The 15,261-nt window shown below is 74.9% G+C and carries 6 protein-coding genes and 1 pseudogene; all 7 read right to left on the bottom strand.

Translation table 11 applies throughout. The features are described 5' to 3' along the window. Positions 1–59: 59 nt before the first annotated feature. The 7 genes and pseudogenes from ACIG0D_RS27705 to ACIG0D_RS27735 all read right to left on the bottom strand — a co-directional run bounded on the left by ACIG0D_RS27705 (position 60) and on the right by ACIG0D_RS27735 (position 15,256). Positions 60–461, bottom strand: a complete 402-nt coding sequence (locus tag ACIG0D_RS27705) for an Mpo1-like protein (protein ID WP_399806045.1) — start codon at positions 459–461, stop codon at positions 60–62. Next, positions 458–2,161 (bottom strand): DUF6875 domain-containing protein, encoded by a 1,704-nt coding sequence (locus tag ACIG0D_RS27710; protein ID WP_399806047.1) that lies wholly within the window; start codon positions 2,159–2,161, stop codon positions 458–460. Before ACIG0D_RS27710 ends, ACIG0D_RS27705 begins: the two co-directional genes overlap by 4 nt. Next, entirely contained in the window at positions 2,158–3,525 is a 1,368-nt protein-coding gene (locus ACIG0D_RS27715; RefSeq protein WP_399806049.1) for a cytochrome P450, read from the bottom strand. The genes ACIG0D_RS27710 and ACIG0D_RS27715 overlap by 4 nt, the downstream gene beginning before the upstream one ends. After that, positions 3,522–4,637 (bottom strand): UbiA family prenyltransferase, encoded by a 1,116-nt coding sequence (locus ACIG0D_RS27720; protein ID WP_399806051.1) that lies wholly within the window; start codon positions 4,635–4,637, stop codon positions 3,522–3,524. The genes ACIG0D_RS27715 and ACIG0D_RS27720 overlap by 4 nt, the downstream gene beginning before the upstream one ends. A 457-nt stretch (positions 4,638–5,094) precedes the next feature. Continuing rightward, a complete protein-coding gene (locus tag ACIG0D_RS27725) occupies positions 5,095–6,708 on the bottom strand; it encodes a bifunctional 3-(3-hydroxy-phenyl)propionate/3-hydroxycinnamic acid hydroxylase (RefSeq protein ID WP_399806053.1) in 1,614 nt (537 codons plus the stop codon). Position 6,709: 1 nt separating this feature from the next. Further along, positions 6,710–9,811: pseudogene (locus ACIG0D_RS27730) on the bottom strand (type I polyketide synthase); the annotation flags it as partial. A 72-nt stretch (positions 9,812–9,883) separates the two neighbouring features. Next, entirely contained in the window at positions 9,884–15,256 is a 5,373-nt protein-coding gene (locus ACIG0D_RS27735; RefSeq protein ID WP_399806103.1) for a type I polyketide synthase, read from the bottom strand. Between the last annotated feature and the right edge of the window lie 5 nt (positions 15,257–15,261).

Raw genomic sequence — 15,261 nt, forward strand, 5'->3', positions numbered from 1 at the left:
GCACGGCTCGGGGCCGCCCCGGTCGCTGCGGCGACCGGGACGGCCCTTCGGCGTCCGGGTCAGGCGGAGGCCCGGCGGTCCGTCCGCGGACCGGGCACGGCGTTGAGGGACCGGGCCGGTGCCGCCGCCTTCTCCTGTTCGGCGAGCAGCCGGTCCACCAGTTCCCTCAGCTCCGCGTTCCGGCCGGTCGCCATCATCCAGATCATCTTCAGGTCCCCGGAGAACGCGGCCACCGGATCGGTCACCCCGACCGGCAGGTTCCGTTCGAAGACCAGGTGGCCGGTCCAGGCGAACGAGAAGAACAGCCCCGGTACGGCCCACAGGTCACGGGCGCGGCGCCGCCGGGCGGCGACCGCCGCGGCGCCCAGGGCCGCCGCCATCCCGGCGACGTGCATCCAGCGGCTCGCCTCGCTGGTATGGCCCAGCATGTAGGCCTCGAAGCGCTCGTCGAAGTCCCTCACCTTGCCCCACTTCCCTCGGACATGGCCTGTGCGGCCTCCTCGTACACCTGTCGGAACAGCGGATCGACGGCGGTGCCGCGTGCGTAGCGGTCGCCGAACCGGCGCCGGTACTCCGCGAACAGCGCGGGGTCCCGGTGCAGGAAGAGCACGTCGTGCAGGGCCATGCGGCGGATCGCCAGCAGCGGCAGCGGGGAGCGGGAGACCCGGAAGCGCGGGTTGCGGGCGGCCGGTTCCGGGCAGTCCGGGTGGAACTGGCCCAGCATCATGCCCCGCCGGGCGAGGCGTGCCTTCAGCTCGGCCTGCACCTCGTCCAGCAGCGGCCACAGGGGGCGCGGCAGTTCGGGCAGGACGGCGACGACCGTGTGCAGGGTGCGGTTGGAGTGCGCCCACTCGGCGGTCTCCAGGTCGTCGGCGATCTCCCCGACCAGGGCGCGCAGTTCCTCCCGCGCGCGGGCGGGGGCCACCCCGGTCACCACCCGGGTGCGGACCGTGCCGGCGCGCAGCGCGGGCTCGACGAACGGGCAGACCGCGCCGGGGCGGCCCAGCTCCGGGTGCGGGTTGCCGAGATAGCCGCTCATCCAGTGCAGTACGGCGTCCAGGGCGCCCTCGCCGGCGGCGGCCGGGCGGGCCTCCACGACCGCCGAGCCGCCCGGCAGCCGGGTCACGGCGGTGACCGTGAACCCGGCCCGGCGCAGCAGGGCCTCGGTCTCCGCCCGGCCGCGCTCCCGGCCACCGCCGAACAGCGTCATCATGTACAGGTCCATCAGGGCGCCCCACTCGGCGCGTTCGGGACCGTCGGCGGGGTCGGTCATGTGGTCCACCAGGGCCAGCCGGGCGCCGGGCGCCATCGCCGCGCGGCAGGAGCGCAGCAGGCGGACGCAAGCGTCGTCGTCCCAGTCGTGCAGGATGTGCCGCAGGACGTAGAGGTCGCCGCCGGACGGGAGGGTGCCGAAGAAGTCCCCTTCGACGGCCTCGCAGCGCTCCCCGAGGCCGGCCGCGGCGAACCGGGCGCGGGCGGCGGGCAGCGCGGCCGGCCGGTCCACCAGCACGCCCCGCAGCCGGGGCCGGGCGGACAGCAGCCCGGCGAGCAGGGCGCCGTCGCCGCCGCCCACGTCGACCACGACGCGCGTGCCGGTGAGGTCCAGGGCGTCGAGGACTCCGCGCAGTTCGAGGGCGAGGCCGGTCTCCTGGGAGCGGTCGAAGACCGTGCGCAGCCAGGGGTCCTCGTCGAGGTGGGCGAAGAAGTCACGGCCGTGTGCGGCGCCGTACGCGGGGCGGCCGTCCCGCACCACCTCGGGCAGCCGCTGCCAGGCGGGGCCGGTGGCGGCGAGCGCGAGCAGCGCGGTGGGCAGCGCGGAGCCGGGCGCGTCGGAGCGGAGGGTGGCGCCGAGGGGGGTCAGCGCGTACCGCGCCGGTTCCCCGCCGTCCGCCTCGAGGACCCCGAACGCCGCGAGGGCGCGCAGCAGCCGGGCCAGTGACTCCGGGTGCGCGCCGGTGCGTCCGGCGAGCGTGTCGGCGGTCAGGGGGCCCTCGGCGGCGAGCAGGTCGGCGAGGCCCAGCTCGGCCATCGCGCACACCGCGCGGGAGCGCAGCTGGCCGTAGATCAGGTGCCGCATCCGCAGCGCCTCGCCGGCCTGTCCGGCGTCCGGCAGCGGGACGGCGGACAACGCGCCCGTGTCCGGCCCCGCCGCGGCGGTCACGAGTGCACCGCCGGGGTGCGGGTGGTGACCCGGGCGATCAGACCGTCCCGGGGGAACAGGGCGGGGATGCCGGCGGGCTGCGGGTCGGTGGTGAGGAGTTCCAGCGAGGTGCTCTGGACCAGGCGGGACAGCACGGCGGGTACGACGAGCGCGGCGAGGCCGCTGCCGATGCAGCGCCGGGTGCCGTATCCGTAGGGGAAGTACTCGAAGGGGGTGGGCATCCGGTGGCCGGGCTGCTCGCGGTCCCAGCGCTCGGGGCGGAAGGCGTCCGGGTCCGGCCACAGGTGCGGCAGCCGGTGGGTGACGTACTGGGAGACGGCGACGAGGCTGCCGGCGGGCACGGTGTGACCGTCGTGGGTGAAGGCGCGCAGGGCGCGGCGCGGGCTCATCGTCACCGGCGGGTGCAGCCGCATCGACTCGTACACGACCCGGCCCAGGTAGTGCAGGCGGCGGGCGTCCGCCGGGGTGGCGGGGCGGTCGCCGAGGACACGGGCGGTCTCCTCGCGGGCCGTCTCCCACACGCCCGGCTCGGACACCAGGTGGTAGACGGCCCAGCCGACGCCGGAGCTGACCGGGTCGTAGCCCGCGATCAGGGCGCTGACCACCATGTCCCGGATCTCCTGGTCGGTCATCGCGGAGCCGTCGTCGGCGCGGGCGCGCAGCATCACACCGATCAGATCGTCCCCGTCCGGGGTCTGTCCGGGCGCCGTCTCGCGGCGGCGGCGCGCGATCTCCGCGTACACCAGGGACTCCACGCCCGCGACCCCGTCGAGCGCCCGCCGCCGGGCCCGGCCGGGCAGCTTCCAGGCGAGGAGCTGGCGTGGCAGCGGGTAGTCCATCAGGTCGTGGATCCGGTCGAGGTGGGCGGTCAGTTCGGGGCGGCGGCGGGCGAGTTCGGGGCCGCAGAAGGCGCGGATCATCGCGGTCCGGACGGCCTCGCGCAGCTCCTGGTAGACGTCGATCCGGCGGCCCGGGGTCCAGGCGCGCGCGGCGGCGTCGACCTGGTCGACGATGAGCCGGGTGGCGCGTTCGACGGCGGCGCGCCCGAACGCGGGGCGGGCGGCCCGCCGGACCCGGTCGTGCGGCGCCCCGTCGGTGACCACGAGGGCGGTGTCGCCGGCGATGGGGAGCAGCATGTCGTAGGCGCCGGTGAACACGAAGGTGTCCGGGTCGCCGAGGACCCGCTCGTTGGCGGCCGGGCCGAACAGGAAGACCGTACGGGCGGGGCCGAAGCCGAAGGCGCACACGTCGCCGTAGGTGCGCGCCAGGTGGGTGAGCCCGTGCGGCAGGGACCGCTGGAACTCACGCAGGGCGCGGGCGTACGCGGCCGGGGTGCGCGGTCCGGGGATGCGGCTGCGGATCATGCCGCGCTCTCCTTCCGGGGGGTGGTCGGGGCCGGGCCGTCGGCCGGCCGGTTGCGGACGTCCTCCGAGCGGCGGGAGTCCAGGGCGACGCGGTCGCTGCCCAGCAGCACGGCCGCGCCCAGGGCGACGGCGAAGCCGGTGGCCCAGCCGGGCTCGTTCAGCACCAGGAGGGTGGCCAGGAACGCGGTGGACAGCAGCATGTCCCGCTTGAGGACCTGGTTGGCGGTGGCCGCGTCCGGCGCCTTGGCCATGGCGCGGCACTGCGCGTACGCGAGGACCGCCCAGGGCAGGGCGAGCAGCGTGAGCGCGGGCAGCGCGCCGCCGAGCACCAGCAGCGGCAGGCTCAGATAGCCGACGAGGGTGGTTGCGGTGGCGGCGCGGGCCGCGGCGGCGCGGTCGGGGAAGACGGTGGCCGAGGTGCGCAGGCCGGCCGCGCGGTCGCCGTCGTGGTCGGGGAGGTTCTTGACCATGCCCTTGGCGACGAACCAGACGGTCAGGAAGGCGGCGAGCGCCCACACCTCGCCGCCGGGGGCGCGCCCGCCGTGCGGTCCTGCGCGGTAGCCGAGCGCGAACGGCCCGATCACGGCGAGGCTGAAGGCGAACAGGCCGGCGACGGGGCGGGCCTTGAGACGCAGCGGCGGATACGAGTACTGGTGGGCGCCGATCAGGGCGAGCACCGCCGCGACGAGGTAGTCCGCCCCGTAGAGCGGCGCGCTGGCCAGGATCGTCAGGCTGAGCAGGTGTCCGGCGGCGACCACGCGGCGGTCCCCGGCGCGCAGCAGCAGCCAGACGCGGCCGGGCAGGTTGCGGCTGTCCTCCTCCAGGTCGGTGTGGGCGTTGTAGAGGTTGGCGAGCAGCCCGTAGGCGAGGGTGAGGGCGAGCCCGAGCACATACCGCCCGTCGAAGGCGGGGCCGGCCACGGTCCAGCCGAGGGAGAAGGCCAGCAGCCCGGGGACGCAGGTGCGCGGGCGGCCCAGCATCAGCAGGATCCGCGCGGTCTCGGCGGGTCCGGCCGTGCCCCGGCCGCACCGCGCGGCACGGACCCGTTCGTCCGGGGTGAGCGCGGTGAACTCGGCGATGCCGAGCGGTGGTTCGGTGGAGTACGTCGTCACACGAGTCCCTTTCGTCGGTGCGAGGGGCGGTGCGCGGGCGGTGCCGGGGCAGGCGGTGCGGGACGGGCGCCCGGCGGTCGTCGGCCGGGCGCCCGGGGCGCACGGGGAGGCTGACGCCGGGCGTTCGACGACCGCTCGAGAACCGCTCGAGGACGGCTCGCGACGGAACGGAACGCGCCACGGACAGAAGGGGACATACGGGCACGCGGACATGCAGACACGCGGTCACGCGGTCACGCGGACGGGCGGACGGGCGGACGGGCGGACATGCGGGAAGCCCGCGCAGGGTGTCTGCGCGGGCTTCCGGTTCCGGGTGTCTCACTCCGGCGTCTGACACCGGGTGTCTCACTCCGGCGTCTCACACCGGTTGTCTCACTCCGGCGTCTCGCTCCGGGTGTCTCGCTCCGGGCTCGGCGGCCGGACTCGCCTCCCTTCGGAGTTTCGGGAGTCTCGGGGCTCAGGCGGTCGCCGCCGCCAGGGGGGCCGTGAGCGCGGAGTGCGCCTCGTGGATCAGGGCGCGTACGTCGTCGGGGCCGGTGGCGGCGCCGTAGACGTAGTAGTCGGGCCGGATCAGCACGGTGGTCGCGCCGGCTGCGGTGAGGTACGGCAGGTAGACGTCGTCCACGTCGACGACCTCGCCCGGGCCGGCGGTCTCCGGGTCGGTGCCGGCGGGCAGCACGCGGACGGTGTGCGCGCCGAGCCGGTCCAGCACCTCCCGTTCGCCGTCGCCGAGCAGGACGGCCGGGTCCTCGGCGGTGAGCAGGACGAAACCGAGGCCGACGCCATCGTCGAACAGCGCGGTCCGCGCGCCCCGGGCGACCCGGGCCTGCGGGGAGAGCGAGCCGGCCGGGCGGGCGGGCCTGCCGTTCGCCGCGCGGTTCAGGAAGCCCTTGGCGAGCGGCTGGAGCGGGGAGCGCTGCTGGGTCTCGCCGCGGGCGGCGGCGCGTTCGGCTGCGGCCTTCATCACCAGGTCGCGGTCGGCGGCGGCCTTGGGGTCGGTCTGGCAGATGATCCGGCCGAGGTTGACCGACATGGTGATGGCCCACTTGACGTGGGTGCGGCGCTCCTCCTGGTAGTCGTCGAGGACCTGCGGCCCGGCCACCCCGGACAGCAGCGCGTCCAGCCGCCAGGCGAGCGCGCCCGCGTCCCGGAACCCGGAGGACATGCCCTGCCCGGCGAACGGCGGCATGAGGTGGGCGGCGTCACCCGCGAGCACCAGCCGGCCGCCGTGCCAGCGGTCGGCGTAGCCCGCCTTGAAGGTGTACACGTGGTGGCGGCGCAGCGTGGAGTTCTCGGGGGTGGCGTCGAACAGCTTCAGCAGTTCCCAGGACGCCTCGGGGGTGTTCAGGCCCTCGATGGTCTCGCCCGCGACCCGCATGAACTCGTAGCGGCGGTTGCCGGGTCCGGCCGAGACCGAGGTGCGCGGCCGGGCCGGGTCGCAGATCTGGAGGTTGTTGGGCTCGAAGGTGCGGCCGTCGTGGTGGACGACGTCGCAGACCAGCCAGTCGTGGGAGAAGCCGAGGTCGGACAGATCGGCGCCGAGGGCGCGGCGGACGAAGCTGTTGGCGCCGTCGCAGCCGACCACCCAGGACGCGGTGAACAGCCGGGCGTTGCCGTCCCGGTCGACGGCGGTCACCTCGACGGTGTGGCCGTCCTCGGTGAGGGCGGTGACCTCGTGGCCGCGGTGCACGGTGATGTTGTCCAGCCGGGCGCCGCGCGCCTCCATCTCGGCTTCCAGCGCGGGCTGGTACATCGAGGTGGACTCCGGCCAGCCGGCGAGTTTGCGCTCCGAGCCGTCGATGTGCAGCAGCACCTGGCCGTCGGCGTTCTGCCACAGGTACTCGCCGGAGGGTTCGCCGATCCGGTCGACGAGTCCGCCGATGCCGGCGGCGGACAGGGTGCGGGCGCCCTCGCCGTCGAAGGCGACGGCCCGCGGCATCGGGTAGGCCTGCGGCCAGCGTTCGACGACGGTGACGGTGCGGCCCCGGTCGGCCAGCAGCAGCGAGAGGAGCTGGCCGACCGGCCCGTAGCCGACGATCAGGACGTCCGCGTGGGTGCGCGGCTGCGTCATCTCAGGCACCCCCGTTCGCGGTCTCGGCCGCGAGCTGCTCGACCAGGTACTCGGCGACGTAGGCCGGGGTCGGGTAGTCGAACAGCAGCATGGGGCTCAGGGAGATGCCGGTGGCCTCGACGAGCCGGTTGCGCAGTTCGACGGCGCTGAGGGAGTTGAAGCCGACCTCGAAGAAGGGGCTGTCGCCGTCGAGTTCGTCGTCGAAGGTCTCGTCCGGGTTCTGCTGGGTGCGGGCGATCTCGGCCTCCGCGGTGATCAGTTCGATCAGGGCGTCGGTCTGTTCGGCCGCGTTCAGTCCGGCCAGCCGCTCCAGCAGGCGCCGCCGGGTCTCCGCCAGCGCCGCCTCCTCGGGCTCGGCGCCGGGCGTGGTCGTCTCGGTCGCTTCCTCGACGGCGGTGATGGTTTCGGTCATGACGGTGCCGGCCTCCAGCCAGTAGTCGCGGCGCTGGAAGGCGTACGTCGGGAGCTCCACCCGACGCGCCTCCTCGGGGAACAGCGCCGTCCAGTCGATGGGGACGCCCCGGGTGAACAGCCCGCCCGCCGCGGCCAGCGCGGTGTGCGCGTCGGGGGCGTCGACGCGCTGGGCGGGGATGAAGGCGACACCGTCGGCGGCGTCGCCCAGGCAGGCGGGTCCGAGCGCGGAGAGCACCGCGCCGGGGCCGACCTCGAGGAAGGTGGTGGTGCCGTGGTCGTGCAGGGCGCGCACGCCGTCGGCGAACCGGACGGCGGCGCGGACGTGCCGCACCCAGTAGTCGGGGGTGGTCAGCTCGGCCGGTGTGGCGATCCTGCCGGTGACGTTGGAGACGACCGGCAGGCGCGGCGGCTGGTAGGCGAGGCCGGCGGCGACCTTCCGGAACTCGTCCAGCATCGGGTCCATCAGCGGCGAGTGGAAGGCGTGGCTGACGGTGAGCCGCTTCACGCGGCGGCCCTGGGCGCGCAGCCGCTCGCCGATCGCCTCGGCCTCCGCCTCGACGCCGGACACCACCACGGACTTCGGCCCGTTGACGGCGGCGATACCGACGCCGTCGGTGAGCAGCGGCAGCACCTCCTCCTCGGTGGCCTGCACGGCGACCATGGCGCCACCGGCCGGCAGGGCCTGCATCAGCCGGCCCCGGGCCGCCACCAGACGCGCCGCGTCCTCCAGGCTCCACACCCCCGCCACGTGCGCGGCGACCAGCTCGCCGACCGAGTGCCCGGCGAGGGCCTGCGGGCGCACGCCCCACGCCTCGTAGAGGCGGTAGAGGGCCACCTCGACGGCGAAGAGGGCGGGCTGGGTGAACTCGGTGCGGTTCAGCTCGTCCGCGTCCACCTCCTTCAGCGGCTTCGGCAGATGCCGGTCCAGCTCCGCCACCACCGCGTCGAAGGCCTCCGCGAACACGGGGAAGGTGTCGTACAACTCCCGCCACATGCCGGGCCGTTGCGAACCCTGCCCGGTGAACAGCACCGCCGACCGTCCCTTCGTACGGCTGCCGCGCGCGACGCCGGGCGCCGAGGCGTCGCCGTCGGCGAGGGCGCGGACCTTCTCGCGCAGCGCGTCCCGGCCGGCGCCGACGACCACGGCCCGCTCGTCGAAGGCGGTGCGGGTCAGCGCCAGGGAGCGGCCGACGGCGTACGGGGTGACGTCGTCGCCCGCGTCGGCGAGGAAGGCGTCCAGGCGGGCGGCCTGGGCACGCAGCGCCTCGGCGGACTTGGCCGACAGCACCCAGGCGACGGGGCGGCCGGTGCCGGTCGCGGGCTCGGCCGGGGCCTCGTCCGCGGGGTCGGCCTCCTCGATCAGGACGTGCGCGTTGGTGCCGCTGATGCCGAACGAGGAGACCCCGGCCCGGCGCGGACGGCCCTCCTCACGCGGCCACGGCCGCGCCTCGGTCAGCAGCTCCACCGCACCCGCCGACCAGTCGACCTTCGGCGTCGGCTCCTCGACGTGCAGCGTCTTCGGCAGCTGCTCGTTGCGCAGCGCCATCACCATCTTGATGACACCCGCGACACCGGCGGCGGCCTGCGCGTGCCCGATGTTCGACTTCAGCGAGCCCAGCCACAGCGGCCGGTCCTTCGGCCGGTCGCGGCCGTACGTCGCGAGCAGCGCCTGCGCCTCGATCGGGTCGCCGAGGGTGGTGCCCGTGCCGTGGGCCTCCACGGTGTCCACGTCGGCCGGGGTCAGCCGGGCACTGGCCAGAGCGGCCTTGATGACGCGTTCCTGCGAGGGGCCGTTGGGCGCGGTCAGCCCGTTGGACGCGCCGTCCTGGTTGACGGCGGAGCCGCGCACCACCGCGAGCACCCGGTGGCCGTTGCGGCGCGCGTCCGACAGCCGCTCCAGGACCAGGACGCCCGCGCCCTCGGCCCAGTTGGTGCCGTCGGCGGACGACGAGAACGCCTTGATACGTCCGTCGGGGGCGAGCGCGCGCTGGGCGGCGAACCCTACGTAGGCGTCCGGCGTGGCCATCACCGCGACACCGCCCGCGAGCGCCATCGAGCACTCGCCGCCGCGCAGCGCCTGCACGGCCATGTGCAGGGTGACGAGGGAGGACGAGCAGGCCGTGTCGACCGTCACGGACGGCCCGGTCAGGTCGTACAGGTAGGAGACCCGGCCGGACAGCACGCTGCCGGACTTGCCGAGGCCGAGGAAGCTGTCGACGCCCTCGGGCAGCTTGCGCACCCCGTTGGCGTAGTCGTGGTACATGAGGCCCGCGAAGACGCCCGTGTCGCTGCCGCGCACGGTGTGCGGGTCGATCCCGGCGCGCTCGAACGCCTCCCAGACCAGCTCCAGCAGGATCCGCTGCTGCGGGTCGGTGCCCAGGGCCTCCCGGTCGGAGAGGCCGAAGAAGCCCGCGTCGAAGGCACCGGCGCCGTGCAGGACCCCGGCCTCCTTCACATAGGTGGTGCCGGGGTGGCCGGGCTCCGGGTGGTAGAGGTTGTCCAGGTCCCAGCCGCGGTCGGTGGGGAAGCCGGAGACGGCGTCGCGTCCGCCGGCCACCAGCGACCACAGCTCCTCGGGCGAGCCGATCCCGCCGGGCAGCCGGCAGGACATGCCCACGATCGCGATGGGTTCCTGGGCGGCGGCGGTGATCCGCTCGTTCTCCCGCTTCAGCCGCTCGTTCTCGGTGAGGGAGGCGCGCAGGGCCTCGACGAGCTTTTCGTCGGAAACAGTCATGATCTTCTCTCCCGGTCCGAGACCGAATCAGTTGGTCGCACCGCTGAGGGCACGGGCGACGAGGCTCTCCACGTCCATGCCGGCGATCAGGTCGTCTTCCGCCGCCTCCGTCGCAGGGGCTTCCTCGGCCTGCGGGGCGGGCGCCGGGGCCAGTTCCTCGTCGAGGCGCCGGGCCAGCGCGGCCGGTGTCGGGTGGTCGAAGACGAGCGTCACCGGCAGCCGGACGCCGGTGCGGGCGGCGAGCTGGTTGCGCAGTTCGACCGCGGTCAGCGAGTCGAAGCCCAGGTCCTTGAAGGCCTGGTCGTCCTCCACCTGGTCCGCGCCCGCCAGTCCGAGGACCGCGGCGGCCTGTTCGCCGACCAGCTCCAGCAGGGCCTGCCGGCGCTCCTCGGCGGGCAGCGCGGCCAGCCGCTCCGCGAACGACTCGGCGGCGGCCGGGGCGGACGCGGCCTGCGCCGCCCGGCGGGCCGGACGCACCAGACCGCGCAGCAGGGCGGGCGTGGCCGCCTGGGACGTACGGCCGCGCAGGGCCGGGAAGTCGAACCGGGCGGCGACCAGGACCGCCTCCGGGCCGTGCAGCGCGGCGTCGAAGACGGCCATGCCGTCGGCGCCGGTCAGCGGGCGCATCCCGCTGCGGGCCATCCGCTCCCGGTCGCTGCGGGCGAGGGAGTCCTGCATCCCGCCGTCCTGCTCCCAGACTCCCCAGGCGAGGGAGACGGCGGGCAGCCCCTCGCCGCGGCGCCGCTCGGCGAGCGCGTCGAGGAAGGCGTTGGCGGCGGCGTAGTTGCCCTGGCCGGCGCTGCCGACCGTGCCGGCGATGGAGGAGTACAGCACGAACGCGGACAGGTTCAGGTCCCGCGTCAGCTCGTGCAGGTTCCAGGCCGCGTCGACCTTCGGGCGGAAGACCGTGTCCAGCCGCTCGGGGGTGAGCGCGGAGACGACTCCGTCGTCGAGGACACCGGCCGTGTGGACGACCGCCGTCAGCGGGTGCTCGACGGACGCCAGCAGCGCCTCCAGCGCCGTACGGTCGGCCGCGTCGCACGCCTCGATCCGCACCTCGGCGCCCGACTCGGCCAGTTCGGCGCGGAGTTCGGTGGCACCTTCCGCCGCCGCGCCCCGGCGGCTGGTCAGCAGCAGGTGCCGTACGCCGTGCTCGGTGACCAGGTGGCGGGCCAGGAGGGAGCCCAGGGTGCCCGTGCCGCCGGTGATCAGCACCGTGCCCTCGGGGTCGAGGCCGGTGAGGTCGCCCGCCGGGGAGGCGTCGGCGCGGGTCAGGCGGAGTGCGGTGACCGCCGAGTCCCGGACGACCAGCTGGGGTTCGTCCGTTCCGGCCGCCGCGGCGGCGATCTCGGCGGGTGTCGCCTTGTCGTCGGCGTCGACGAGGACGTACTGCCCGGGATTCTCGGACTGCGCGGACCGCACCAGACCCCACACGGACGCGGCGGCCGGGTCGGTGACACCGGCGACGGCGCCGCGGGTGCGCAGCACGAGCCGCGCGGACGCCAGTTCGGGGACGGCGGACCACGTCTGCACCAGGTCCAGGGCGCGGGCGGCGAGTTCACGCGCCCGCTCCGGGCCCTCGGCGGCCTCCGCGCGGGTGAGGTCGGCGATCACGACGGCGGGCACCTCGGCACCGGCCCGCACCGCCGCAACGAACTCCCCGGCACCGGCTGCGAGTTCGGCGAAGGACGGGGCGTCGGACGGAACCGTGACGGGGATCCGCTCGACGCGGAACAGCGCGTCCTGGGCGAGGACGCGGCCCTGCGCGAAGGCGTCCGGGGAGAGCGGCCGGGTCACCAGGCCGCCGACGGCGGCGACCGGGGCGCCGGTGTGGTCGGCCAGCTCCAGGGTGATGCCGTCGCCGTCCGCCGGGACCGCCCGCAGGCGCAGGGCGGAGGCGCCGGAGGCGTACAGGGCGACCTGGTTCCAGGCGAACGGCAGCCGGGTCTCCCCGTCCGTCCCGCCGAGGAAACCGGTCGCCTGCAGGGCGGCGTCGAGCAGCGCCGGGTGGATGCCGAAGCCCTCCGGGGACTGGCCCTCGGGCAGCTCGACCTCAGCGTACAGCTCCTCGCCGCGCCGCCAGACCCGCCGTACGCCCTGGAAGGCGGGGCCGTAGCCGTAACCCGCCGCGGCCTTGCCCTCGTAGAAGCCGTCCAGGTCGACCGGTTCGGCCTGCGCGGGCGGCCAGACGGAGAGGTCGAACGCCGGGGGCTGCGGCTGCTCGCTGAGGAAGCCGCTGACGTGCCGGGTCCACGGGGTCTCCGGGCTGGCGTCCTGCGGGGTGGCGTACAGGCTGACCGGCCGCCGTCCGTCCGCCGCCGGGCCGCCGACGACGACCTGGACACGGACGCCCTGCCGCTCGGTCAGCACCAGCGGCGCCTCCATGACGAGTTCGTCGACCGCACCGGCCCCGGCCTCGTCACCGGCCCGCACGACCAGCTCGATCAGCGCGGCGCCCGGCACCAGCAGGGTGCCGCCGACGGCGTGGTCGGCGAGCCACGGGTGCGTCCGCACCGACAGCACCCCGGTGGCCAGCACCCCGCCCGAGTCCGGCAGCTCCACCGAGGCGCCCAGGACGGCGTGCTCGGCGGCGGTCAGACCCAGCGAGGCCGCGTCGGAGCGGGTCTCCAGCGGGCGCAGCCAGTACCAGTCGCGCTGGAAGGCGTACGTCGGCAGCTCCACCCGGCGCCCGCCCGCGGCCAGCGCGCCCGGCTCGGCCGGCAGCCCGGCGGCGTACAGCCGGCCGAGGGCCGCCACCGCGCTGTGCGGCTCGGCGACACCCGACCGCAGGAACGGCACGAACAGCGCCTCCGCGTCCTCCGTCACGCACTCCTGCCCCATCGCGGTGAGCACCCCGCCCGGGCCCAGTTCGAGGAACCCGGTGACGCCCTGCTCCTGGAGCGCGGGTATCGCATCGGCGAAGCGGACAGCCTGGCGGACGTGCCGCACCCAGTAGTCCGGTGAGGTCAGCTCGTCGGCGGTCGCGAGCTTGCCGGTGACGTTTGAGACGACGCCGATACGGGGGGTGTTGTACGTCAGCCCGGCGGCGATCTGCCGGAAGTCGTCCAGCATCGGGTCCATCAGCAGGGAGTGGAAGGCATGGCTGACCGTCAGGCGCTTGGTCTTACGGCCCTGCGCCTCGAAGACGGCCGCAACCGCCTCGGCGGCGGCCTCCTCACCCGAAACCACCACCGACGTCGGCCCGTTGATGGCAGCGATACCGACCTCCTCGGTCAGCAACGGCAGCACCTCGGACTCCGTCGCCTGCACGGCGATCATCGCGCCCCCGGCGGGAAGGGCCTGCATCAGCCGGCCCCGCGCCGCCACCAGCCTGGCCGCGTCCTCCAGGCTCCACACCCCCGCCACATGCGCGGCAGCCAGCTCACCGATCGAGTGACCGGCGACGAAGTCCGGCTTCACACCCCACGACTCCGCAAGGCGGTAGAGAGCCACCTCGATCGCGAACAACGCCGGCTGAGTGAACTCCGTCCGGTTCAACTCCTCCGCGTCCACCTCCTTCAGAGGCTTCCGCAGATGCCGGTCCAGCTCCGCCACCACCGCGTCATACGCCTCCGCGAAGACGGGATACGTGTCGTACAACTCCCGGCCCATGCCGAACCGTTGCGAGCCCTGGCCGGTGAACAGGACCGCCAGCCGGCCGCCGCCCGCGGCGGAGGAGGTGTCCCGGCCCTCCGCGAGGGCGCGCAGGCCGGTGACGGCCTCGTCGCGGTCGGCGGCGGCCACGACCGCCCGGTGTTCGAGGGCGGCGCGGGCGGTGAGCAGCGACCAGGCCACGTCCCGCAGGTCGGCCGCCGGGTCCTCGGTGAGATGGTCGGCCAGGCGGGCCGCCTGGGCGCGCAGGGCGCGTGCCGAGCGGCCGGAGACGGCGATCGGCAGCGGGCCGGTGACCGTGGGCCGCTCGTCGGGCGTTACCTCGGCGGGCGGGGCCTCCTCGATGACGACGTGGGCGTTGGTGCCGCTCACGCCGAAGGAGGAGATGCCCGCGCGGCGGGCCCGCCCTTCCTCCTGCGGCCAGGGACGGGCCTCCGTCAGCAGCTCCACCGCGCCCGCCGACCAGTCGACCTTCGGCGTCGGCTCGTCGATGTGGAGGGTCTTCGGCAGCTCCTCGTTGCGCAGCGCCATCACCATCTTGATGACGCCCGCGACTCCGGCGGCGGCCTGGGCGTGCCCGATGTTCGACTTCAGCGAGCCGAGCCAGAGGGGGCGGTCCTCGGGCCGGTTGCGGCCGTACGTCGCGATGACGGCCTGGGCCTCGATCGGGTCGCCGAGGGTGGTGCCCGTGCCGTGGGCCTCCACGGTGTCCACGTCGGCCGGGGTGAGCCGGGCGCCGGCGAGGGCGGCCTTGATGACGCGCTGCTGGGAGGGGCCGTTGGGGGCGGTGAGGCCGTTGGACGCGCCGTCCTGGTTCACGGCGGAGCCGCGGACGACGGCGAGCACCGGGTGGCCGTTGCGGCGGGCGTCCGACAGCCGCTCCAGGAGGAGCAGTCCGGCGCCCTCGGACCAGTTGGTGCCGTCGGCGGAGGCGGCGAAGGCCTTGGCGCGGCCGTCCTTGGCGAGGCCCCGCTGGCGGGAGAACTCGACGAAGCCGTCCGGGGTGGCCATGACGGCGACACCGCCGGCGAGGGCCATGGTGCACTCGCCGTTGCGCAGGGACTGGGCGGCGAGGTGGATGGCGACGAGCGAGGACGAGCAGGCCGTCTCCACGGTCACCGCGGGGCCCTCGAGGCCGAGGGTGTAGGAGACGCGGCCCGCCGTCGCGCTGCCGGAGTTGCCGATGCCCAGCATGCCCTCGACGGCCGGCGGGATGTGCCGTCCGGTGGGGGCGTAGTCGTGGTACATGACGCCGGTGAAGATGCCGATGCTCTGACCGCCCAGCGAGGTCGGGTCGATACCGGCCCGCTCGAAGGTCTCCCAGGAGGTCTCCAGGAGGATCCGCTGCTGCGGGTTCATCGCCAGGGCCTCGCGCGGGGAGATCCCGAAGAAGGCGGCGTCGAACTCACCCGCGTCGTGCAGGAATCCGCCGTGCCGGGCGTAGGAGGTGCCGGTGTGGTCGGGGTCGTCGTCGAAGAGGGTGTCGAGGTCCCAGCCGCGGTTGTCGGGGAACTCGGAGATGGCGTCGGTGCCGTTCGCGACCAGCCGCCACAGGTCGTCGGGGCCGGTGACGCCGCCGGGCAGCCTGCATCCCATGGCGACGATCGCGATCGGCTCGTGCCGCTCGTCCTCGATCTCGCGGACCCGGCCGTTGGCGCGGCGCAGGTCGGTGAGGGCCTTCTTCAGGTACCCGCGGAGCTTTTCCTCGGTGGTTCCGGGGCCGCTCGCGGAACCCGCCGGGTTTCCGGTGCTGTTGCTCATGTCTGCCTCTGTGTCCTTTCGAAGAATCGGTG

The organism is Streptomyces sp. NPDC052773 (genome assembly GCF_044547145.1).
Taxonomy (GTDB): Bacteria; Actinomycetota; Actinomycetes; order Streptomycetales; family Streptomycetaceae; genus Streptomyces.

Coding starts and splice junctions, on each gene's coding strand:
- ACIG0D_RS27725 (WP_399806053.1), bottom strand. CDS start 6,708: ATGACGCAGCCGCGCACCCACGCGGACGTCCTGATCGTCGGCTACGGG.
- ACIG0D_RS27715 (WP_399806049.1), bottom strand. CDS start 3,525: ATGATCCGCAGCCGCATCCCCGGACCGCGCACCCCGGCCGCGTACGCC.